The following is a 24690-nucleotide window of genomic DNA, read 5'->3' as shown; positions in this document are numbered from 1 at the left end:
AAGACAATATGACACAATTAACTGATGAGTTAGTTACATTTTTGGAGGGCGAAAAGCTTGTGATGCTCTCTACGATCGATTATGAGAATGAAACCCCTAATGTTTCTGCGATATCTTGGGTGAAAAGTGTTGATAAAGGGAATATTCGCTTCTCAGTTACGACTAACTCTAGAACAGTTCAAAACGTAAAACATCATGCTGGTGTCGTTTTAACTGTCATTGGGCTTGAGACAGTTTATTCTATTCAAGGTAAGGCAACAATCTTAGAAGAAGCAATGGCTGGTGTATCTTTAAAATTAGCCAAAATTAATGTTGAAATTGATCAGGTTATGGAAACGATGTTCTGGGGAGCAAAAATTACGACTGAACCTAAGTACGAGAAGACTTATAACAAAAAGAAAGCTGAAGAGCTTGATGAGGAAGTTTATAAAGCACTTATGAATTAATTAGAAGCTTTCTTAACGAATTCTTTTATGATTTAATAATAGCAATAAGCATCTTGTGCTGTCATTCTGACTTAGGCACCATGAAACGAGGTTGAATCCCATATGGAATGGGAAATGATCAAAGATTTCTTGAATGAAGAAACAATAAGAGCATGGCTTAGCCAGTACAGAGCGCTTGGTCCATTACCCGGTATTTTGCTTCCTATGTTAGAAGCTGTTATTCCTATTTTACCTTTGTTTCTTTTTGTAGCTGGAAATGCAGCTGCGTACGGATTCTGGTATGGATCGCTATTGTCCTGGATCGGTGCGTCTCTTGGCGCATTAATCGTTTTTGTGGTAGTTAGAAGATTGGCTAGACAACGATTTATGCGTGTTGTTACAAGACATCCCAAAATTGAGAAAACACTGCGATGGATTGAACGCCATGGTTTTGGCATGGTTTTCCTTCTTCTTTGCTTTCCGTTTACTCCTTCTGCCTTAATTAATGTGGTAGCGGGGTTATCGAATATGAGCATACGAAGTTTTGTGTTGGCTGTACTGCTTGGAAAAATGGTGATGATCGCAATCGTGTCATTTATAGGACATGATGTGTTTGCTTTAATTCACCGACCACTAGAAATGGTCTTAATATTGCTTGCGATCTTCATTCTTTGGGGAGCGGGGAAAATGATTGAATATAAACTGAACCAACGACCGAGGAAGCATCAAACCGAGGATCAGGCGAGGTAATGGAGAAAACCATGCAGAATGCATGGTTTTTGTGTTTAGTATGGTTCTACTATAAAAAACGTGTTCCAGTCCAAGAGTACCAATATCTTCGTTTCTAAACGCTCGTTTCCGCTTTTCGTAGATCCAGCTGCAGAGCCCAGCCCCTCGATCGCTTCGCCTTCCGACCTGAACACAAAAAACGTGTTCATTTCGTAAGGCTCCAGCGCTTGTCGGGTCTATACGGGCTCTTCCTTTTTTCATTAGATCTAGCTGCAACTCGCAGAAACTACGATATTTCACTCTTTCACCGGAACACAAAAAACGTGTTCCAGTTCAAGAGTTCCAATATCTCCGTTTCTAAACGCTCGTTTCCGCATTTCGTAGATCCAGCTGCAGAGCCCAGCCCCTCGATCGCTTCGCCTTCCGCGATCTGAACACAAAAAACGAGTTCATTTCGTAAGGCTCCAGCGCTTGTCGGGTCTATACGGGCTCTTCCGCTTTTCGTAGATCCAGCTGCAGTGGCCAGACCCTCGGTCACTTCACCATCCAACTCGAACACAAAGAACGTGTTCAATTTGGATGCTTCCAGTGCCTGCCGGGTCTAAACGGCCACTTCCGCTTTTCGTAGATCCAGCTGCAACTCGCAGAAACTACGATATTTCACTCTTTCACCGGAACACAAAGAGCGTGTTCCAGTTCAAGAGTTCCAATATCTTCGTTTCTAAACGCTCGTTTCCGCTTTTCCAACTAAAAGATCTTCTTTTTATCTTTTTCTTCTTTCAATATTTCAACAGCTTCTCTAAAGCGTTGGGAATGGATAATTTCTCTTTCTCTTAGGAAGGCGAGAGAGTCGTTAAGGTCAGGGTCGTCTGATAGGTCGATGATCCATTGGTAGGTTGCGCGGGCTTTTTCTTCAGCTGCGATATCTTCGTATAGATCTGCGATAGGGTCGCCTTTAGCTGCGATATAACTTGCTGACCATGGGACACCAGCTGCATTGGAGTAGAAAAGGGCGCTGTCGTGATTCGCATAATGTGCTCCAAGACCTGCTTCTTTCATTTGATCAGCGGTAGCATCTTTTGTTAGTTTATAAATCATTGTTGCAATCATTTCCAGATGAGCGAATTCTTCTGTACCAATATCCGTTAACAAACCAACGACTTTATCAGGTATGGTGTAGCGCTGATTTAAATATCTTAGAGCGGCGGCAAGTTCCCCATCTGCTCCACCGTACTGTTCAATTAGAAATTTAGCGAGCATAGGATTACATGTTCTTACTTTCACTGGATATTGTAATTTCTTCTCATAAACCCAAATGGTACCTCATCCTTTCGTGCCTAGACTTGCCATGGCCATGGTGTATCGTCCCAATTCCATGGATAACTTGAGTAGCTGTTCCCATATTGTTGCAACGGACCGTTTTCTTTTTCATAACGCTTCTTCAGCTGTTTTCTCATTTTGGCATATTCATTGAATTGCGCAATAGCATCGTAATCACTTGGATGGGTGTCAAGGTATAGGGTTAATTCGACGAGAACAAAATCACATGCTTGTAGTTCTTCAAGAAGCTCGTAATATGCTTTAGGAAGCTGTTTGCGAGACATTGCTACTCCTCCCGTTTTGAACGATATGGATCACAAAGTGCTTTCCAGAGTGTACCTCGATAGAGTGCTTCTCGGGCAGAATATTGTTCAAGACCTGGAGGCTGAAAGCCCATATAAAGGTTAGGTGGAGTTGAGTATGACTTCACTCGAATGGGGGGACAGGGATCAAAAGGACCAACATAAGGTTCGTAGTATTTCCTGTTTGTATACATGATCGACCTCCTTCAATACAACCTTCATTCTTTAGATGTATGAGTCCCAAAAAGAAAACATGTATAAACTTAACAAGCTGCAATCATATAAATAAAAGAGCACCTCCGCTTTCGGAAGTGCTCTTTTGCTTACATTTTATTAACTGTGTCGTTCCATTTCGCAACCATGTTTTTTAAGTCGTGAAGATCTGAGGTGAATGGATAATTATTTGATACACTTCTTTTTTGCCCATCATCAAGCTTTTCATAGCTCTGGACAAATTCTGACATATCGCGTGTAAGGCGATTCAATTCCCATTTAAACGTTTCAAATTCTTTCTCCATAATCAAAACTCCCTTATAAATATGTTCTTACATATGGTATACCCTTGCTTCAATAGCTAAAAACCTCATGTCTGGTTTTTACAATATTTAAGCATCAAAATGCGAACGTGTTTTCCTATCAATCCTATTCAATTTCATGTAAACATGAGATAATAGTGATAGAAAATAGGGTTTAGTGACTAGGAGGCAAAAAAATGACGGTTCAGTTTGTCATTGGCAGGTCCGGGAGCGGTAAAACAGACCATTGCTTATCAGAAATTCAGAATGAATTGACCGATCGACCAATCGGTCAGGACATGATTTACTTAGTACCAGAACAGATGACATTTCAATCAGAATACGAGTTAGTACATAACCGTGGCTTAAAGGGCATGATCCGAGCGCAGGTATTCAGTTTTACGAGACTTGCCTGGAAAGTCCTTCAGGAAACAGGTGGTATGGCACGACCTCACCTGACAAGTGTTGGTACAAGCATGATGCTTCGTCATATCATTGAGGAGAATAAGCAGAAACTTAGGATATATCAACGTTCATCTGAGAAAACAGGCTATATTGAACAGCTGAATGATATGGTAACGGAGTTCAAACGCTATTGTCTTGAACCGGATGATATTAGAAGCTATGCAGACGATTTATATACCGAGGATGAACGTAGTTTACTAAAAGATAAACTATTTGACCTTCATCTTGTTTATGATGCATTTCAAAAGGCAATGATTGGTCACTATCTTGATTCGGAAGACTATCTTGCGCTTCTTGCTGAGAAAATAGAGGAATCAAGCTACCTCGATGGCGCTACGATTTTGATTGATGGTTTTCATAGCTTTACACCTCAGGAACTACTAGTGATTCAGGCGCTAATTAAAAAGGGGACGAATCTCTCGTTCACAATTACAATGGATCCAGAAATGAACCTTTCTGCTATTCATGAACTTGATCTGTTTCATGAACCTGCGAAAACGTATCAGACTCTTTTAGGAATGGCGAATGAAGAAGGGGTTGAGGTTAAGCAGCCACTTGTTCTTACTTCTCAAAAACGATATCGAAATAGTGAACTTGCTCATTTAGAGGCGAATTATGGAGAAAGACCACCTATACTTTATAGCGGTCAACTGAATCAAATTCAATTGCATCATGCCGTTAATATTCGTTCAGAGGTAGAAGCTGCCGCTAGAGAAACACTCAGACTTGTTCGGGATGAGGGCTACCGATTCCGTGATATTTCGGTCATGGTTAGAAACATGGCGTCCTATTATGAACTTGTTGAAACGATTTTTGGTGACCATAACATCCCAATTTTTTCAGATCAGAAAAGAACAATGCTTCATCACCCCCTAATTGAACTTCTTCGGTCGAGTTTGGATATTATTCAATACAATTGGCGTTATGAAGCTGTTTTCCGCTGTGTGAAAACAGAACTATTATTCCCGGATGACACTGGTGAGACCGTAGAGGGTATCCGAGAGCGAATGGATGAGCTCGAGAATTACGTCATAGCTAGGGGAATTAAAGGATACCGTTGGAAGACAGGTGAGCGGTGGAAGTCTAACATTTATCGGCAGCTTGAAGACAAAGAGACGATCACTTCGGATGAGCTTGAGAAAATGGAAGATCGCCTAAATGAGACGAAAGAGTGGGTATCCACACCTCTTGAAAAGTTTGAAAGAAGAATGAAGAAAGCAAATACCGTGAGAGATATGTGTGAAGCTCTTTATTACCTTCTTGAGAACAGTAGTGCAGCTGAAAAAGTAGATCGTTTGAAAGAGAAAGCTGAGCAAGCGGGCCAGCTTACCAAAGCAAGAGAACACGATCAGGTTTGGGATGCAGTCGTATCACTCCTAGATGAAACGGTAGAACTAATTGGGGATCAGAAGCTAACGGTCGAGCAGTTTACGAAACTACTTGAAGCAGGAATTGAAAGCATGAAATTCGCCCTCGTTCCAGCATCACTCGATCAAGTGGTAATCGGGAGTATTGACCGAACTAGATTCACGAATGTAAAGTGTGGTTTTCTTCTAGGCGTGAATGATGGTGTCTTACCAGCGAGAATTCAAGAAGATGGTCTGCTTAGTGAACAGGACCGTGAGAAGCTAGAAGAGCAGGGCATACAGCTTGCTCCGGGTCTGAAACGTCGACTTTTAGACGAAGAATTTCTCATTTACCACTCTCTTTCTACTCCATCGGATGCGTTGTGGGTTAGTTGTCCGCTAGCAGATGAAGAAGGAAAGGGGCTCCAACCATCGATTGTGATGAATCGGTTGCAGGAAATGTTTCCAGAACTTGAGGTTGGATTAAAGTTTGCCGAGCCTGGCGAGGAAGCAATAGACGAGCTTTCATTTATTACGAATCCTTCTAAAACAATAGGAAGGCTAACAGGTCAGCTCCGTCAATGGAATCGAGGTTATCCAATAGATCCAATCTGGTGGGACACATACAACTGGTTTGTCAGGAACCCTTCCGAAGAAGATAAGTTACGGTTAATTGACAGCTTATTTTATCGAAATAAAGCTCGGGATTTATCTGAGGAAACTAGTAGGAAACTCTATGGTTCAAATATTCAAGCGAGTGTATCACGAATGGAACGTTACAAATCCTGTGCATTCTCTCAATTTGCTTCCCATGGATTAAAATTGAAGGAGCGATCAACGTTCAAACTTGAAGCTCCAGATATAGGTCAGCTCTTCCATGCTGCACTTAATATGATGGCTGAAACGATTAAGCAACGTCACTGGGATTGGGGAAAGATTTCTTCCAATCAATACTATGAACTATCAGGAGAAATAGTAGAACAGATAGCTCCAAAACTTCAGAATGAGATTCTATTAAGTTCAAACCGTTACCATTACATTATGAGGAAGTTAACTCAAGTAGTGGGGCGAGCATCTTCTGTACTCGGTCAGCAAGCACAAAAAAGCGGTTTTCAACCAGCTGGTCTTGAACTAGGATTTGGACCAAATCAGGAATTACCACCGATCGAGTTTACGCTGAAAAATGGAGTGAAGCTGCAACTAATTGGGCGAGTGGATCGTGTCGATCAAGCGTTTAATGGCGATGAACTTCTGCTTCGTATCATTGATTATAAATCGAGCGGTACATCACTCGATTTATCAGAAGTGTATTTTGGCCTTGCGCTTCAAATGCTGACGTATCTTGATGTGGTTATTACGAATGCAAACATCTGGCTTGGTCGTGACGCCACAGCTGCAGGCATGCTGTATTTCCATGTTCACAATCCCATGCTACAAACATCAGCTCCAGGCCAAGCAGCGATTCAACAAGAGTTGTTTAAGAAGTTTAAGATGAAAGGGCTTCTTCTTGCTGATAAGGATGTTGTGAGTCTAATGGATAGTGATATTGAATTGAAGAAATCAGATATCATTCCGGCTGCGCTTAAGAAAGATGGTAGCTTTTATAAAAATTCATCTGTGCTTTCATCTGATGACTTTCAATCTCTAAGGTCATTCACACGAAATACGATTCAAGAAATTGGTGCAGATATTTCCGATGGACGAATTGATATTGATCCTTACAAAATGAAAGACAGAATACCGTGTACATTCTGCTCATACCGTTCATTTTGTCAATTTGATCAGGCAATGGAAGACAATGTTTATAAGCAAATACCGGTTGAAGATGATGAAACAATTCTAAGACGGATGAGAGAGGGGGAACACAAGAATGAATCCAATTAATAAACCAGAGGAATCTAGATGGACAGATGAACAATGGGATGCGATTGCTGCTCGCAATCAGGACGTACTTGTTGCTGCTGCAGCTGGATCAGGAAAAACAGCGGTGCTCGTTGAGCGGATCATTCGGAGACTTGCAGATGAGAACGACCCTGCTGAAGTTGATCGCATCCTTGTCGTTACGTTTACTAACGCTGCTGCAGCGGAAATGCGTCATCGAATAGGTGAGGCACTTGAAGAAAGGTTAAAGGAAGATCCTTCTTCTCTCTATCTAAGAAGACAGCTTTCGATGCTGAATAGAGCTTCAATTTCAACGTTGCACTCCTTTTGTATGGAAGTACTTCGCAGATATTATTATGAAATTGATCTTGATCCAGCGTTCCGTGTTGCGGATCAAACAGAGGCGGCCCTTCTTAGGGAGGAAGCGATGGAAGAGTTGTTTGAAGAACATTACAGCAAGCAGGAAAACGAGGCTTTCTTCGATCTTGTTGACCGGTATAGTAGTGATCGCAGTGATGTAGATCTCCAGCTTCTTGTTGAACGACTTTATCATTTTTCATCAAGCCATCCTTGGCCAGAACAATGGTTAGCTGATAGCGTCAGGCTGTATGAAGAAGTGACCAAGGAAGAATTTAATCAACTCGTTTGGGTGAAAGAGCTAATGAAAGACGTTGTTCTTCAGCTTGAGGGTATGAAAGAGGTCCAGGAAAAAGCGATTAATCTAGCATCATCACCAGGGGGGCCTGAGCCATACCTTGAAGCACTTGAGCCAGAAAGGGAAATGGTAGCAGGACTACTACAAGCAGCTTCTGAGTCATGGGAATCGTTAAAAGAAGCCTTCGAAAAAATATCGTTTGGACGATTAAAACCGTGTAAAGGCGATCAATTCGATGCCGTTATGATTGATACTGTAAAAGCGATGCGAGACCGAGTTAAAAAAACGATTCAAAGTCTTAAGGATGATCTTTTCCAAAGGGGTCCAGAGGAGTATGTAGAGGACATTGTTAAACTAGCTCCTGTATTAAGCACTCTTTCCTCGCTTGTGAATGAATTTCGAGAGCGCTATTCCTTATTGAAAAGAGAAAAAGGATTAGTCGATTATAGTGATCTTGAGCATTACTGCCTTTCAATCTTATTAGATAATGCCTCAACCCCTGAGAATCCGATCCCTTCAAGCGCGGCTCGTGAATATCAAACGCAATTTGCGGAAGTGTTAATTGATGAATATCAGGATACAAACTCCGTTCAGGAAACCATTCTTAATGCCATCAGCAGAAGCGGTGAGTCAGGCGGGAATCGCTTCATGGTTGGCGATGTGAAACAAAGCATCTACCGTTTCCGACTTGCCGAACCGGGTCTTTTCCTTTCTAAATACAAAACGTTTGGGCGATCTTCTAACGATCCATCAAAGCGAATTGATCTAGCACGAAACTTTCGAAGCAGAGAAGAAGTATTGAACGGAACAAATTATATATTCAAACAAATTATGGACGAACGCGTTGGTGAAATCGAATACGATGAAGCAGCTGAATTAATTCCTGGAGCAAGCTACCCACATTCTGATACGGTTGTTCCTGAAGTGCATGTTATTGATCAAAGTTCAGAAACTGAGGAAGACGGAGAAGATGTTGAGAAAGTTCAGCTAGAAGCGCGTCTTATTGCTTCAAATATCAAATCAATGATGGGGAAAAGTGAGTCAGAGCGGCTAAAGGTTTATGATCGTAAAGAAGAACGTATGAGACCAATTCAGTACCGTGATATGGTGATCTTATTGCGGGCAACAGCGAGCTGGGCACCGGTTATCCTAGAAGAGTTGAAGCAAGCGGGAATTCCTTCTTATTCAGATCTTGCCTCTGGTTATTTTGAAGCGACTGAAGTGGCTGTGATGATGAGTCTCTTAAACGTGATTGATAATCCGTACCAAGATATTCCTCTTGCTTCTGTACTCCGTTCACCGATCATCGGGTTATCTGAGGAAGAACTTGCACTTATACGAATTAATGAGAAACATTCAAGTTATTTCACAGCTTTACAGAGTTATTGTGAAATAGAGAGTAATCGATTGTCAGAAACCCTAGGAACATTCCTTGCTAACTTGAATCGCTGGAGAGAGCAGGCACGCCAAACATCGCTAAGCGAATTAATTTGGCAACTTTATAGAGAGACCAACTATTTCGAGTTTGTTGGTGGTATGCCTGCAGGCTTGCAACGTCAAGCTAATTTACGTGCACTGTATGATCGCGCGAGACAATATGAAGCAACATCATTTCGAGGGCTATTCCGCTTCCTTCGCTTTATTGACCGAATGAAAGAACGCGGTGGCGACCTTGGTACAGCTCGAGCTCTTGGTGAACAAGAAGATGTAGTGCGGGTTATGACCATTCACAAAAGTAAGGGACTCGAGTTCCCTGTCGTCTTTATTGCTGGGATTGCGAAGCAATTTAACATGAGAGATATGGCCAATCAAATGCTTGTACACAAAGAATTTGGGCTTGCTACAAAGTTTATTGATCCTCATGATCGGATCAGCTATCCAACTCTTCCTTACTTTACGCTTCAAAAGCGGATGAAGCTTGAATTGTTAGCAGAAGAAATGCGCGTCCTATATGTTGCGTTAACACGTGCGAAAGAAAAGGTTATTCTCGTTGGTACAGTAAATGATTGGGAAAAAGAAATCTTATCATGGACAGGAGCAGCGAGCGAAGAGTGGCTTTTATCAGACTATGAGCGGTCAAAAGGAAAATCTTATTTAAGTTGGATTGGTCCATCTATTATTAGACATCGGGATCTTTCTTCTATAATGGAAGGGAGAGCGAGTTTGCCTTTTCATGAAGAGGTCCATCAGCATCCATCTAGATGGTCGCTAACTGTTCATGAAGCAGCGAGTTTTGCTGAAGTAGAAACAGAAGAAGTGCAGAAACACCAGGAGTATGAAACGCTTCTTCAACAGAGGAAGCTGATTCCGGAAGAAAGTGTTCATAAGGACCAGGTTGAGAAAAGGTTAAACTGGACATATGAGCATAAGGCTGCGACTGAAACTAGATCGAAACAGTCAGTTACAGAAGTGAAACGACAGCGAGAAATCTTTCAAGACGAGCGAAGCGATAATCAGCTTGTTAAGGGATTTAGTCAATCGTTGAAAGAACGACCTCGTTTTCTTCAAAGCAAACAGCTCACCCCTGCTGAACGAGGAACGGCTATGCATATCGTCATGCAGCATCTCGATTTGAAAGAACAGCATGATGAATCATCTATCCGAAATCTAATTGCAAAGCTTGAAGGTAAAGAGTTGTTAACAACTGAACAGGCTATGGCAATTGACGTTCATCAGATTCATAGGTTAGTCGAATCAGATCTTGGTGAGAAAATGAGGAATGCTTCTGAAATTTACAAAGAAGTGCCATTTAGCCTTGGTGTCGATTCGAAATGGATCTATGCAGATTTCGAAGGCGAGCAGGAAACGGTCGTTCTTCAGGGTGTAATTGACTGTATTCTTCGTGATGTAGATGGAGCATTAACGTTAGTGGATTACAAAACGGATGTTATACATGACCGTTTTTCTACGGAGGAACAGGCTATGGAAACGATGAAGCGCAGGTATACAACTCAGCTTCAACTATATGAGAAGGCGATCAATGAGATTTGGAAGGTGCCGTGCAAAGAAAAAGTGCTTTACTTTTTTGATGGCGGTCGTACTCTAGCGATCGACTAACTAGCTGGCCGGGCTCTTGTCCGGCTAGTCTTCTTTTAGGAGAATTTTGTTTTACTTAAGAGTTTTTAGATAAAGGAGTGACATATATGAGATTACTTCATACGGCAGATTGGCACCTCGGGAAAACATTAGAAGGTAGAAGTCGTTTACCTGAACAGAAAGAGTTTCTAGATGAACTAAACTCAATAGCTGATGCTGAAAATGTTGATGCCATTTTGATGGCAGGGGACGTGTTTGATACGGTTAATCCACCTGCAGCAGCTGAAACACTCTTCTATGACGCTGCAGTGAAGTTGACGAGTAATGGAGAGCGCCCGTTAATTATTATTTCAGGAAATCATGATAATCCAGAACGCCTATCTGCATCACGACCACTTGCAAATATGAATGGCATTACAATCATAGGTTTTCCAACAACTGAAGCAGTGGAAGTAAGAGTCCGTAATGGTCAAAAACTCTCAATCGCAGCACTTCCTTACCCATCTGAATCAAGATTGAATGAATGTTTAACAGAAAGCCAGGAAGAAGGAACTTTACAGTTAGCTTATGATGATCGGGTGAAAAAGCTCTTTAGTGATCTTTCTACCGGTGATGAAGAGTCTGTTCAAATTGCGATGAGCCATATTTATGTGGCAGGCAGTAGGGAGAGTGACTCTGAAAGACCAATACAAGTTGGTGGGGCCTATACCGTATCAGCGAATTCATTGCCTGAACAGGCACAGTATGTGGCTCTAGGTCACCTTCATCGTCCTCAAACGATAACGAAAGGTTCGTCACTTGCTCGTTATTCAGGCTCACCGTTAGCGTATAGCTTTTCAGAGGCGAATCAGACTAAATCAGTTACTATTATTGATGTTGAACCAAATGGGCTAGCACATTTGAACGAGGTTCCGCTTCAGTCAGGTAAGCCACTCGTTCGATGGATTGCAGATAAAGGAATTGAACAAGTCTATACATGGTTAGAAGAAGGTAGAGACGCCGATGCATGGGTCGATCTTGAAATACATTTAAATGATACACTCTCAATTGAAGAAATTCATCGACTTAGAAGTCAGCATGATGGGTTTATACATATTAGACCAGTGTTTGAGAAGAAAGAGCAGCAAAAGGAAGCGTCTTACTCCAGTTTACCGATTGAAGAGCTGTTTAAGCGATTTTACGAGCAGCAAACGGATGGAGCAGAACCGGATGATGAGCTCATTCAGCTCTTCCTAGAGCTATCAGAAAATGATGAGTAAGGAAGGAGGAAGAAAGGAATGAAACCGATCCGTCTATCCGTATCAGGATTGCATAGTTTTAGAGAAAAGCAAGAGATTGATTTTGAAACACTTTGTCAGGGCGGTATCTTCGGCATTTTCGGTCCAACTGGAAGTGGGAAGTCGTCACTGCTTGATGCTATGACGTTAGCTCTTTATGGAAAAGTAGAACGTGCAACTAATAATACACAGGGGATTATGAATCATGCAGAGGATACGTTATCTGTTTCATTTACATTTGAGCTAGGTAGTGACTTAACGTATCGCGTCGAGCGAAGTTATAAGCGCTCAGGTGATATTTCTATCCGATCAGCAAATTCACGCCTAATAGAGATAGGCGAAGAGAACACTGTTCTGGCAGATAAAGATCGAGATGTTTCTCAGAAAATCCAGGAAATTCTAGGGTTAACGATTGATGATTTTACACGTGCAGTTGTTCTTCCACAGGGAAAATTTGCTGAATTTCTCTCCTTGAAAGGAACAGAGAGAAGGCAAATGTTACAACGGTTATTTCAGCTTGAAAAATACGGTGATCAATTCAACCGCCGCTTACGCGCAAGAGTAGATGAAAAAAGAAATCACTTAAATGAAATTACAGCAGAGCAAACGGGGCTTGGTGACGCATCTAAACAACACCTTAAAGAGGCGAAAGAGTCTCTTACCTTAGCAGAAAAAGCTGCAGAAGAAGCAAGGCTGAACCTCGTGCAAGCAGAGAAACAAAAAGAAGACGTTAATGAAACGTGGTCTTTACAACAGCAGCTTGCACAAGTCAAACAGAAGCGAGATTCTTTAGTGGAGAAAAGCGAAGAGATGAAAGAGCTTCAAACGAAACTGAACGAAGCCCAGGCTGCCTTACAGGTCAAACCTTATCTTGATGCTGTTGAAGCAACAGAGCAAGAAGCAAAGGAAGCGCACAATCGTTATCAAGAGGCGAAGAAAAACCTTGACGAAGCAAGTCAGACATATCGCTCTAGAAAGCAGACTTACGAAAATTATCGATCAAGACAACAGGAGCAAGAGCCAATTCTCATGAAACACCTCAATGAGCTTGAACGTGGAATTGCGCTTGAAAAAGAGTTAGCAAGGCTCAAGGAGCAATCCTCTAATCTTGAAGCACAGCGTACATCTCTACAGAAAGATGTGACGCTAGCGGATGAACAGAAGGAGAAAGCACAGAAGGACTTAAGCAAAGCGCTTAAACTTCAATCTGATCTTAATGAGGAGCTTAATAACCTACAAGTCTCTCCGGAAGATCGAAAGCGAATCTCAAGAGCTCAAAGCTTAAAACAAGAATTGAATTCCATCACTATGCAACTTAATGACGTGACTAAGGAAGAGAAGCAACAACTAACAGAGCGTGATCGTATCTACCCTCTGCAACAAGAAATGACCAAGCAACTTGATAAGACGAAAGAAACCTATCATGGCTATTTTGGTACGCTCCTATCCGTTTACAACCAGGTTTCGTCATGTAAGCTATTGCTTGAAAGGCATACCGCAAAACTTCAAGAAAGAGTACAGGATGCTCATCATAAGCTTGAAGAAAGTCGTACGCACGCTATTGCCATTAGGCTTGCTTCAGAGCTTAAAGAAGGAGAATCGTGCCCAGTTTGTGGTTCAAAAGAGCACATACACCTTGCTGAAGGTGATGATGATACTTCTAAATGGCAGGATCAAATACAAAGAGACGAACAGAAGCGTGAAACGTTAAAAGATCAGGTCCAAAATGTCAATCAGCTTCAGTATAAGCTGGAACAGCTTTCAGATTTAATGACTGAGCAAGAAGATTTAAGCGGCGTTCAGCAAAATCAAGGTTCTGCAAATGAAATAAAGTCCGATTTAACCGACGATGAGGTTATAACAGAAGTTAAATCTCTCGCCCAGGACGTTCAGGAGCTTGAGGAGAAAATAAAAAAAACAAGTAGGTGGCTTCAAGAACATCAATCGAAAGCATCTGAGTTTGCTTATCAACTCAAGCAAGTGAAAGAGAATCTTGCTTCACGTGTTGAGAAGCGAAAGCAATTAACCACTCAGACGGAAGAAATTGAGAAGACTCTACAGAATGAATTTAACTTGAAGGTAGAACAGGTTGAATCTGAGTTGAAAAAGATGGAGGATATGGACGAGAATGCGAATGTCGTTCGCGATCGCCTAACCAAAAGTGTCCCTTATATTGAAGATCAAGAAAAACGTCTCCTTGACTTACAAGAAAAGGTTCAGCAGCATTCCGTTCGAAATGCCGAGCTAACGAGCTCTTTAGAACAGCTTTCCGATCAGGTGAAAAGAGCAGAAGCAGAGTATAATGGGATTGTAGGGGAATTAACAGCTCAAGAAGGATACAACCAAGTTAACAGGCAGTTAGAATCACTTCGAAACGATGAAAAAGTGGCTGGAAACAAATTAAAAGAAGCTGAGGAACGTTATCTGCAGACTGAAAGACAAGCTGCTGCTGCCAAAAACTACGATCAAGATGTTCAACAACGGTTAAAGAAAGCGGAAATAGCTTATGAAGAAGCTGAAAAAACTTCGATTTTCTCTGATCGGAAATTTGTAAGATCGGCTGAAGTGCCGTTAGACCAAAGAAGCGACTGGGAAAAGCAGGTCGAAGAATACAGGAAAGAATGGAACCAAACGGAACATAACTTGAATGAGGTTGAATCGAAGCTTTCTGGACGAAAAGTTTCAGAGGATGAATATAAGGAATCTAATCAAAAGGCAGAGCTAGCAAAAGAGGCTAGAGAGGAAGCTCTTTCTCACTTTGCTGCAAGACGACACCATCTTGAAGATGTTTCAAGAAGGCATGAACGGTTCAAAGAGCTTGAAGAAATTCGGAAAACATCGAGCGCTGAGTTGGAAAAGCTCGGGAAGCTTCAAACAGTTTTCCGAGGAAATAGTTTTGTAGAGTTCATTGCTTCAGAACAGCTTGAACAGGTAAGCCTTGATGCATCTCAGAAACTTGGTGATTTAACGTCGCAACGGTATGCCATTGAGGTCGATTCTAGCGGTGGGTTCTTAATACGAGATGATGCAAACGGTGGGGTTAGACGACCAGTATCAACTCTTTCAGGTGGAGAAACTTTTCTCACTTCACTCGCACTAGCTCTTGCGCTTTCCGGTCAGATTCAACTTAGAGGTGCACATCCACTTCAATTCTTCTTCTTGGATGAAGGGTTTGGTACGTTAGATGAATCTCTGCTCGATACAGTTATAACATCGCTTGAGAAGTTACAGAATGAAAGCTTGGCTGTTGGTGTTATCAGTCACGTACCAGAGCTAAGAGCGAGATTACCACGTAAAGTCATTGTCTCACCATCAGAGCCATCTGGGCGTGGAAGTCGAATTGAGATGGAAACATTGTAAGGGAGGATAACATATCCGCAAGGGTATGTTTCCTTTTTTTTTGAAAGATACTGTCAAAATACGAGAGTTTATGTAAAAATATGAATAGTAGATGAGGTTATTTTACATAGGAGGAACATGGATGTCGCACTCTATGAGACTAGTATTGGGAAGTATTAAGCCGTTAACACATTTTCGACCGCTTCGATCGGCTTATCAATTAAAAGGAACTTGGTGGCGGTTAATTTTACTTGGCGTTCTTGCGTTCATCGTCGTAGGATTAACGTCGTTTATGAACATTAAATATGCTGGAGAAGTCCCTGAATATGCAGGATTAGCTTCGAATGATCGACTGCTTTTTCTGATGAGCGAAGTCATTACAGATGGGGTGCTTGGCGTGTTGACGTTCGTCATCATTGTCTTAGTTGGCTCACTTCTTTTCTGGTCATTCTTTCAGGAAGTAGGATATAAAAGGCTTACATATATACACTGCTATGTGGTGTTTATTCTTTTGCTTGGGATGCTGCTTCAATTGCCATTTATTCCATTTCTTCAAGAACCATCGCTTATTTCACCTTATAGCCTTGGTGTATACGTGGATTTACTAACGAATAACACGTTCTGGCTCTATTTTTGCTATAGTCTTTCGGTCTTTCTAGCATGGGGGACATTTGTTCAGTATGCAGCCATTAAGCAAAGTACCACATTGTCGAAAGGGTATATTGTGTTCTGGATTGTCACATTGAATTTACTTATTGTAGCGTTTATAGCTTACATAAGGACGGCATTTTAATGAAAAAGTTGGAGGGTCACACTGTGAATCGTAAGTCACTCTGGATTAGCGTAAGTGCCGGTCTATTTCTCCTCCTCTTCATAACGGTTAATACGCTCCTGATTCAGCGCGTTTTAGCAGATGAGAAGAAAGTAGAAACGGTTACGGTAAAGGGAAAAACGTATCAAGAGCTTGAGTCGTTCGAGGGTGTTCTTATACCTGAATTAGAAGAATCGTATTATTATCAATCATCACGTGGTGAGATTTCAGATGTGTTAGTTAAGGAAGGAGTCGAAGTATTTTCTGGAACGACACTATTTGAGTATAAAGAAGAAGAAACTGTTAATGTTTCTGAGTTAGAAGCCCAGCTAAATAAAGCAGAAACAGCTGTTTCAGTTCTTGATGATCAGCTTAATGACCTTTCCTTGCAAGCATCTCGTATTGAATCTAATACAGATCTAGAAGACGAACAGAAACTACAGTTACAGCTTGATATGGAAGAACAGGTGAGAGATACAGAATATAAGAAAAGACTTGCTGAGCTTGACGTGAAAGAACTTGAACGTCAAATAGAAGAAGCAGGAGATGAAGAAGTTGATACTACAGTCGACTCAAGCCTTGATGGCGTGGTCAAAGAGATCAATCGTACACCTGAAGATGGGGATCCTGTTGTAACGGTTTTATCAAACAAGCTAGCGGTACAGGGGTCAGTTTCTGAATTAGACTATCCAACGCTTTCAGCTGATCAAGAAGTTACTGTTCATGCTGCGGCGTATCCTGGTCAACCTGTATCAGGTACAATTACAATGGTAGAAAATCGGCCATATCAAGTTGATGAAGAATCAGGGCTTAGCCTCTATCATTTTAGTGTAGTGATAGAAGGCGAAGTTGAGATGGCTTCTGGCACCCATGTAACAATTGATGCACCAATTCATCAAAACAAAAATGCTCCGTCTGTCCCAGAAGAGAGCATTATTCATAAAGGTTCCATTAGTTATGTAGTCGTTCTCGATGACACGAAGCTATACTTGAGAGTAGTCGAATTGGGACGCATAGAGGATGGCGAGGTAGAAATTCTATCAGGACTTAAGCTGAAGGAGAAAGTTCTAACTAAGCCAAAAGAAGCGTTCACTGAACTAATATCTGAGAAAAAAGAGAAACAAGACAAAAATAAGAAAGAACCAGAAAGTAAAGGGTGAGGGTCTGCAGAAATGCAGATCTTTTTTAAGACGAACATTAACTGAATATTCATTATTCTAAGAAGGAGTGTGTGAACTGTGAGGTTTATTTCGTTTACAGTGGAACAAGAAGAGCGCTTTGGTGTCTGGTATGAAGAAGAGAGTATCGTAGTCGATTTATACTCCTATTATCGTGATAAAGGAGTGGAATTGCCATCGCTTCTTTCCTTTATTCAGGAAGAGGACATTAACATAGCAGAGGTGAGGGGAGTATCTGAAGCTTATCATTTACCGATGCAAGATGTTGACTTGCAAGCACCTATTCCAAGACCTCTGAAAAATATTTTTTGTGTAGGTAAGAATTATCGAGATCATGCAATTGAAATGGGTAGTGAAAAGGACATCCCCGAGCATCCCATGATCTTCACGAAAGCTCCGACAGCGGTAAGTGCACCGGAAGATGTACTATCTTTTTCAAAAGATGTTTCCGAAGCGCTTGACTATGAGGGGGAACTTGCTGTTGTAATTGGGAAAAGAGGTAAGCGTATTTCGAGAGAGCAAGCAATGAACTATGTATTCGGGTATACGATCATAAATGATATTACAGCTCGAGATCTTCAAAAAAAACACGGTCAATTTTTCTTAGGTAAGAGCCTAGACGGTTCATGTCCAATGGGTCCTGCTATCTTACATGCTTCTAAAGTCAGCAAGCCAAATGATTTTAATCTTGTAACACTTGTTAACGGAGAGGTTAGACAGAATGGTCATATATCTGATTTAATTTTTAATATTCCAGCACTTATTCATGTTCTTTCTATGGGAATGACGCTTGAGCCGGGGGATATTATTGCAACAGGAACGCCATCAGGTGTAGGCAAAGGCTTCAAGCCTCCAAAATATCTTTTGAATGGTGATAATGTTGAAGTTCGAATAGAAGGAATTGGTGCATTACGAAATGAAATTAGTATAAGATAGCGTTTCCACGTTTAGCTCGTTGTTAGAAAAGGAATTGTTATCCAGAGAACCTACTAGGAGGGTTAGCAAATGGAGAAGTTTCATTATATTAATGGTGAGTGGACAGGACAGAATCTAGAAAAACTTGAAGTGAACAATCCAGCAACTGGTGAATTAGTCGGTACAGTACCGGTTGGTGGAAAGTCTGAAACGAAGAAGGCTATTGACGCAGCGCATAAAGCGTTCCCTGAATGGTCAAGCCTCACCGCATATGAGCGGTCATCATACTTAAAGAAACTCCATAGTCTTATGCTCGAGCATGAGGACGAGCTTGCAGAACTTATGACAAAGGAAATGGGTAAGCCCCTTCATGAATCAAAAGGAGAAGTTGCTTATTCTGCATCATTCGTTGAGTGGTTTGCAGAAGAAGGGAAGCGTGTATATGGTCGCACGATTCCTCCACATAAAGAAAAGCGAATGATGGAAGTGCGCAAACAACCAGTTGGTGTTGTTGGAGCGATTACACCATGGAACTTTCCAGCTGCCATGATTGCTAGAAAGCTCGCGCCAGCGCTCGCTGCAGGGTGTACTTTTGTCGTTAAGCCGCCTTCCGCAACGCCGCTAACAGCGGTAAGATTTGTTGAATTATGTGAAGAAGCTGGGATACCAAAAGGTGTTGTGAATCTCGTAACGGGTAAATCATCTGAAGTAGCAGGTGAGCTAATGAGTAACCCACATGTTCGTAAAATAACATTTACTGGATCGACAGAAGTAGGAAAGAAACTAATGGAACAGTCTGCCGAAACGGTAAAGAACATCTCGCTAGAGCTAGGTGGCCATGCTCCCATTATTGTTCTTGATGATGCTGACATCGATAAAGCTGTGGATGGAGTAATCGCCTCTAAGTTTAGGAATGGCGGACAAACATGTATTTGTGGAAACCGGGTGTATGTGCAAGAGAAAATCTATGACGAATTTATTTCCAAATTTGTTGACAAGGCAAAAGAACTTCAAGTAGGTAACGGCCTTGAAGAGGGAACCGATATTGGCCCAATGATTGATAAAGATGGATACGATAAAGTAGAGAAGCACGTACAAAATGCCTTGAGTCAGGGAGCGGAATGTGCTTTAGGTGGAGAAGGTTATGAAGAGAATGGCTGTTACTTCTATCGTCCAACGATTCTTAAGGATGTTAAACCAGGCATGTTAATTATGAATGAGGAAACGTTTGGACCCGTTGCACCAATTCAAAAGGTTTCAACTGATGATGAAGCGATTAAGTTTGCTAATCAGACACCATTTGGCCTTGCCGCTTATGTCTTTAGTGAGAGCGTACGTAGAGGAAATCATGTTGTGAACGGACTTGATTACGGAATCGTCGGCTGGAATGACGGCGTACCTTCCGCTGCACAGGCACCATTTGGTGGGATGAAACAAAGCGGTATTGGTCGTGAAGGTGGACATGAAGGAATCGAAGCATATCTTGAAACCAAGTATGTGTCTATAGGATTGTAATCAAAAAGAAGAACCTCGCCGGGTTATCCCCAGTGAGGTTCTTTCAATGCTGTACGATTCTTTTATACTGATAATACATCCGTAATTTGCTCAATCGCCCAGTTTAAGTCGTCTTCACTTATAATAAGTGGAGGAGCAAAACGAATGACTGTTTCGTGGGTTTCTTTACATAGAAGTCCTTTTTCTTTCAATTTCTCACAATATGGTCGAGCTGCTTCATGAAGTTCAACGCCAATGAAAAGACCGCGACCGCGAACTTCTTTAATTAGTGGGTTATTGATTTCTTTTAACTTATCCTGGAAGTAGTTTCCTAGTTCAAGAGATCGATCTGCTAGCTTCTCATCTTCAAGAACTTCAAGGGATGCTACCGATACTGCACAAGCAAGTGGATTTCCTCCAAAAGTAGAGCCGTGTGACCCTGGAGTAAATACACCTAGTACTTCTTCATTCGCAGCAACGCATGAAATTGGGAATACCCCGCCTCCGAGCGCTTTACCAAGAATGTACATATCTGGTTCAACATTGTCCCAGTCACAAGCAAAGCGCTTTCCAGATCTACAAAGCCCAGCTTGAATTTCATCCGCAACGAACAGCACTTTCTGCTCTTTACAATAGTCATAGGCTTCTTTAAGGAAACCTTCTGGTGGAATATTAATTCCAGCTTCACCTTGAATCGGCTCAAATAAGAAGCCAGCTGTGTTTGGTGTGATGGCTTTTTTCAAAGCTTCAATATCTCCATAAGGGATCAGCTTAATACCAGGAAGCATTGGACCAAATCCACGCTGGTATTCCTGTTCAGAGGAGAGGGAAACGGCAGTCATCGTACGACCGTGGAAGTTTCCTTCACAAGCAATAATCTCCGCTTGGTCTTTTTGAACGCCTTTCACTTCATAAGCCCATCGGCGCATAGCTTTAACAGCCGTTTCCACTGCTTCAGCACCAGTATTCATTGGAAGAATCATATCTTTGTTTGTAAATTCTGAAACTTTACGATAAAAAGGGCCAAGTTGGTCATTGTGAAAAGCCCGTGAAGTTAATGTCACACGATCCGCTTGATCTTTTAGTGCTTGAATGATTTTGGGATGTCTGTGTCCCTGATTGACTGCTGAGTATGCACTAAGCATATCCATATAGCGGTTACCTTCAGGATCCTTAACCCAAACACCTTCCGCTTCTGCAATAACGATTGGTAGTGGATGATAGTTGGGTGCACCATACTGCTCTGTCATCTGAATGATATCTTGTGTTTGTACCATGTTACCTGTCACTCCCATCTTTTTGTTAATGCCACTATATCATTATAACAATGAAATCGCTTGCTTCCTACGATTTGTGAGAAAATGGCACAAAAGATTCTGATAATGTCGAATTAATTGTTTCGTGATATGATATTTAGTAGTTTGTATATAGATAGAAGGAGAGACTGCGAATGCTTCATGCACATTATACAGCCTGGGGATTGACTCTTATACTTTTTATGAGTAGTTACTTTTTAATGAGAGCAGGCAAGGGAAAAGGACAAACCATCACACATATGGTTCTACGTATTTTCTACATCTTAACTGTTGCATCAGGAATGTTCCTTGTTGTAGGCTACAATTTCTGGGGTCCATCGCTAGTGAAAGCTGTTGTAGCTTTATGGTTAATTTTCTCAATGGAAATGATTCTCGTGAGAGGTGTCAAAGGGAAAACAATCTGGGCATTTTGGTTACAATTTCTATTTGCTTTTATGCTTGTCTTTTTTTATGGGTATTACGTACTGCACCTCTATCAGTTATAAGTCCCAAAACCACCGCTATTTAGGTGGTTTTTTTGTATTAAAAGGTGGAACGTCATCTGCCGATATAATGAGTAGGGTAGAATGGCATATTTATGGAATAGCTGTATTCCTATTCTCTACTTTTTGATATCATGGATATAATAGAAAGTTGCGATTTAAAGGTTTTAAGGAATGAGGTGTGTTGAGCTTGAAAACATTTTCAGTCATGATTCATCAAGATAGTCATTTGAGCGAGTGTGTAAACAATCATCCGGAACTGTTTCAGGCGAATGCCGTGCTCATTCAATTATTTTCATTATCCAAAGAAATGGACCAAGCGGCAGAGGTGTCTTTAGGTTTAGAGAAATTGCTTCCTGATGCTGTCATTATTGGTTCAACAGCTGCCGAGGCTTACTTTAAAGGATCAAGTGTAACAGAAGGGATTTTACTTTCCTTTACGCTATTTCAACATACGAAGATTAAACCTTTTGTGATGGATAATCATGTGACTAATTTGAATAACTTCATTACTGAGGAAGATGGAATCGTTTTGCTATTTAACTCAGGCGCTATGGATGAAGATGCTCTTTTAAGTGGATTAACTTCACTAGTAATGGGAGGAAGAGCATTTGGAAACGATCAATCCTTCGTTCTATCAGGAAGTCAAATTCTATCAAATGGCATTGTAGGTGTCCATCTGACTGGGCATAAGTTAAATATTACCCCTTATTATGAAACTTTTTGGAAGTCTGCTAGCCGACCATATGAAATTACTAAATCCCTTGGTCAACGTGTATTTGAAATCGAGGGGATGAGCGTTCTTCGCTTTTATGAGAAGTACCTCGGTCAAGAAGTTGCGAATAAGCTTCCGGAAGCCGCATCACATGGTCCGTTGCTTCATGTAGTGAACGGACAATTAAAACCGTTCTCGGTTATCGAATCGCATCGAGATGGTTCAGTTACAGTTGACTCTTTTCTTCCAAAAGGCACTTTGGTAAACTTCTCTTATTTTGATGCTATTACGTTCCAGTCTTTCTTGCAACGGCTGAATGATCAGGCGACCTTGTTTGCAGTAGAAGGAGTCTTCTCGTACTCGTCAGTACCTGCTAAAGATCTTTTTTCAAATGGGATGAGCCTGAATTCCAGTCACTTGTCTAGTGTTATCACATCAGTATGCTTAGCTTCAGAATACTTCTCTGACGGAATGAGTTGTCAGCATTCAAATAACAGTACAATTATGGCAATGCTTAGCGAAACGGATGCTGAACATGAGAAGGTTCAGCCCCAACCATTACACAATCAGGAGATGAAGGACTTGGATGGTTTAATGGCACTATCACATTTAATTAAAGCTTCTACGGAAGAATTGGAAACGTTGAATGTAAGTTTACAGCAGTCTGAACAGCGTTTTAAGTCTCTGTTTGAGCAAAATCCGAACCTTGTTTATTCTGTTGATAACTATGGGAAAATTACAAGCGTAAATCCTGCTCTTAAGTCATTATTAGGCTATTCATCAGAAGAGGTGATGAGTAAGCATTCTCTTCAATTCGTAGCTTCAGAAGATGCTCAAATGACGAGGGATAAGTTCTATCAAACGTTTCAGGGTGTGGCTCAAACGTATGATGCTCATCTAGTTGACAAGTCAGGAGCAAAGGTATTATTTACGATCACGAACATCCCGATTATTGTGAATGGTGAAATTATAGGAGCATATGGAATTGGCAAAAGCATCATGAACCAACGAAAAGCAGAAGAGAAAATTGCGCATCTGGCTTACTATGACGTGTTAACTGAACTGCCAAACCGTTTGCTGTTTGAAAATTTGCTGAATGAATCTCTTAAAAACACAAATGAAAAGCTTGCTGTTATGTTTATTGATCTTGATCGATTTAAGCTAATAAACGATAGCTTAGGACATCAACGAGGTGACCACATTTTAAAGCAGGTAACGAATCGCATTAAAGAAGCAATTCAAGACGATGCTGTACTTGCGAGATTTGGTGGAGATGAATTCACAGTCCTTTTACCTGGTATGAAAGATGAGAAAGAAGCACTTATGCTTGCGAAACGAGTAATTGATCAATTGAAGGCTCCTATAGTCTTTCATAATGTAGAATATTTTATGACTGTTGGAATCGGCATTAGTATATTCCCGCATGATGGCATGGACCTTGATACGTTAATGAGAAATTCTTATATTGCGCTTGATCGAGCAAAGCAGCAGGGTGCAAGTTATATTGAATTCTATACAGATGAAATGACAGATCAAGCGTTTGAGCGTCTTGAACTTGAAAGTTATTTAAGAAGAGCAATTGAGAAAGAAGAGTTAACGTTGTATTATCAACCACAAGTAAATCTGGATGAACGGAAAATATATGCATGCGAAGCCTTAATTCGCTGGAATCATCCGAAGCTTGGTCTCGTCTCGCCCGCGCAATTTATCCCTCTTGCTGAAGAAACAGGATTAATTGAAGAGATTGGAATATGGGTTCTAAATGAAGCTTGTATGCAAACTCGTAAATGGCAGGAATTAGGATATGATGATTTGTCTATAAGCGTAAACGTATCAGGAAGACAGTTCCAGAGTGTGAATTTCGTAGAAACAGTTCGACAGGCACTTGGTGCATCAGGACTTTCACCGGAATCCCTTCATCTTGAAGTGACAGAAAGTACGACGCTTGTTAACACAGACTATAGCATCTCAATGCTTAATGAGCTTAGAGGGATGGGTATGAAGGTGTCTATTGATGACTTTGGAACAGGATATTCTTCGCTTAGTTATCTGAAAGACTTCCCGCTCGATATATTAAAAATTGATCAGTCATTTATCAGGAATCTTCAAGAAAATAACGCAGATGCAGCGATAGTAAAAGCTGTAATTACAATGTGTGAAGGATTGAATCTGTCTATCGTAGCGGAAGGAATTGAAACGAAGGAGCAGGGTGAAATTATTAGAAGTTTCGGCTGCAACTTTGCACAAGGTTTTTTCTACAGTAAGCCACTGAATAAAGATCGTTTCGAGAAGCTGCTTTTGTCAAAGCAATTCCCGTTAGCAACTTAGACCAGCCATTAATGGTTGGTCTTTTTTTGATGGATTTTCCGTTCCAATCAGCTAAGTAGTCCTCTACAGAATGAACTTTTAAAAACAACAATCTTATAGAAATACGTTTTGATAAATAAGGATGGTTAACACATACAGGATGGTTGTTCTGTTTTAACGGG

Annotated in this window: 17 protein-coding genes; 12 read left to right on the top strand and 5 right to left on the bottom strand. The window is 41.1% G+C overall.

All coding sequences use genetic code 11. The features are described 5' to 3' along the window. Positions 1-8: 8 nt before the first annotated feature. The gene (locus FBF83_RS03955) at positions 9-446 is read left to right on the top strand and encodes a pyridoxamine 5'-phosphate oxidase family protein (protein WP_420875114.1); all 438 of its coding nucleotides are present in this window, start codon (positions 9-11) and stop codon (positions 444-446) included. A 102-nt stretch (positions 447-548) separates the two neighbouring features. After that, positions 549-1175, top strand: coding sequence for a TVP38/TMEM64 family protein (locus tag FBF83_RS03950; protein ID WP_136945816.1), 627 nt, complete (start codon positions 549-551; stop codon positions 1173-1175). Between the two features lie 726 nt (positions 1176-1901). On the opposite strand, the gene FBF83_RS03945 is transcribed toward FBF83_RS03950, so the two are convergent. The 4 genes from FBF83_RS03945 to FBF83_RS03930 all read right to left on the bottom strand — a co-directional run bounded on the left by FBF83_RS03945 (position 1902) and on the right by FBF83_RS03930 (position 3294). Beyond that, on the bottom strand, positions 1902-2471 hold the full coding sequence (locus FBF83_RS03945) for a manganese catalase family protein (protein WP_136945815.1): 570 nt from the start codon (positions 2469-2471) through the stop codon (positions 1902-1904). 20 nt (positions 2472-2491) lie between these two features. After that, entirely contained in the window at positions 2492-2758 is a 267-nt protein-coding gene (locus FBF83_RS03940) for a spore coat protein CotJB (RefSeq protein ID WP_136945814.1), read from the bottom strand. Positions 2759-2760: 2 nt separating this feature from the next. Continuing rightward, entirely contained in the window at positions 2761-2970 is a 210-nt protein-coding gene (locus FBF83_RS03935; RefSeq protein WP_048310130.1) for a spore coat associated protein CotJA, read from the bottom strand. 129 nt (positions 2971-3099) lie between these two features. Beyond that, positions 3100-3294: a hypothetical protein gene (locus FBF83_RS03930; RefSeq protein WP_136945813.1), complete on the bottom strand. Its 195-nt coding sequence runs from the start codon at positions 3292-3294 to the stop codon at positions 3100-3102. A gap of 194 nt (positions 3295-3488) precedes the next feature. On the opposite strand from FBF83_RS03930, the gene addB reads away from it, so the two are divergent. The 8 genes from addB to FBF83_RS03890 all read left to right on the top strand — a co-directional run bounded on the left by addB (position 3489) and on the right by FBF83_RS03890 (position 19709). Further along, complete coding sequence (gene addB / locus FBF83_RS03925; protein ID WP_136945812.1) at positions 3489-6986, top strand: helicase-exonuclease AddAB subunit AddB; 3498 nt, start codon at positions 3489-3491, stop codon at positions 6984-6986. Further along, positions 6973-10695 (top strand): helicase-exonuclease AddAB subunit AddA, encoded by a 3723-nt coding sequence (addA, locus tag FBF83_RS03920; protein WP_136945811.1) that lies wholly within the window; start codon positions 6973-6975, stop codon positions 10693-10695. Before addB ends, addA begins: the two co-directional genes overlap by 14 nt. Positions 10696-10781: 86 nt before the next feature. After that, positions 10782-11933 carry an exonuclease SbcCD subunit D gene (locus FBF83_RS03915; RefSeq protein WP_136945810.1) on the top strand — a complete coding sequence of 384 codons (1152 nt, stop codon included), beginning with the start codon at positions 10782-10784 and terminating at the stop codon, positions 11931-11933. Positions 11934-11951: 18 nt separating this feature from the next. Continuing rightward, a complete protein-coding gene (locus FBF83_RS03910; protein WP_136945809.1) occupies positions 11952-15311 on the top strand; it encodes an AAA family ATPase in 3360 nt (1119 codons plus the stop codon). A gap of 121 nt (positions 15312-15432) precedes the next feature. Continuing rightward, positions 15433-16083 (top strand): hypothetical protein, encoded by a 651-nt coding sequence (locus FBF83_RS03905; protein WP_136945808.1) that lies wholly within the window; start codon positions 15433-15435, stop codon positions 16081-16083. Continuing rightward, complete coding sequence (locus FBF83_RS03900) at positions 16083-17261, top strand: efflux RND transporter periplasmic adaptor subunit (RefSeq protein WP_136945807.1); 1179 nt, start codon at positions 16083-16085, stop codon at positions 17259-17261. Before FBF83_RS03905 ends, FBF83_RS03900 begins: the two co-directional genes overlap by 1 nt. A gap of 78 nt (positions 17262-17339) precedes the next feature. Further along, positions 17340-18215: a fumarylacetoacetate hydrolase family protein gene (locus tag FBF83_RS03895; protein ID WP_240687963.1), complete on the top strand. Its 876-nt coding sequence runs from the start codon at positions 17340-17342 to the stop codon at positions 18213-18215. 69 nt (positions 18216-18284) lie between these two features. Next, positions 18285-19709, top strand: a complete 1425-nt coding sequence (locus FBF83_RS03890) for an NAD-dependent succinate-semialdehyde dehydrogenase (protein ID WP_136945806.1) — start codon at positions 18285-18287, stop codon at positions 19707-19709. Positions 19710-19771: 62 nt separating this feature from the next. Here the strand turns inward: FBF83_RS03890 and FBF83_RS03885 are convergent, their stop codons facing one another. Then, positions 19772-20965 (bottom strand): ornithine--oxo-acid transaminase, encoded by a 1194-nt coding sequence (locus FBF83_RS03885; protein ID WP_136945805.1) that lies wholly within the window; start codon positions 20963-20965, stop codon positions 19772-19774. A 173-nt stretch (positions 20966-21138) separates the two neighbouring features. Here FBF83_RS03885 and FBF83_RS03880 point away from each other — a divergent pair, with 173 nt between their 5' ends. Beyond that, positions 21139-21489 carry a DUF1516 family protein gene (locus FBF83_RS03880; RefSeq protein WP_136945804.1) on the top strand — a complete coding sequence of 117 codons (351 nt, stop codon included), beginning with the start codon at positions 21139-21141 and terminating at the stop codon, positions 21487-21489. A gap of 187 nt (positions 21490-21676) precedes the next feature. Beyond that, positions 21677-24529, top strand: a complete 2853-nt coding sequence (locus FBF83_RS03875) for an EAL domain-containing protein (protein WP_136945803.1) — start codon at positions 21677-21679, stop codon at positions 24527-24529. Positions 24530-24690 lie beyond the last annotated feature (161 nt).

It is taken from the genome of Guptibacillus hwajinpoensis (genome assembly GCF_005144865.1).
GTDB classification, from domain to species: Bacteria; Bacillota; Bacilli; order Bacillales; family Guptibacillaceae; genus Guptibacillus; species Guptibacillus hwajinpoensis_A.
The sequence above is the reverse complement of the archived record's forward strand: the minus strand, read 5'-3'. Positions and strand labels throughout refer to the sequence as shown.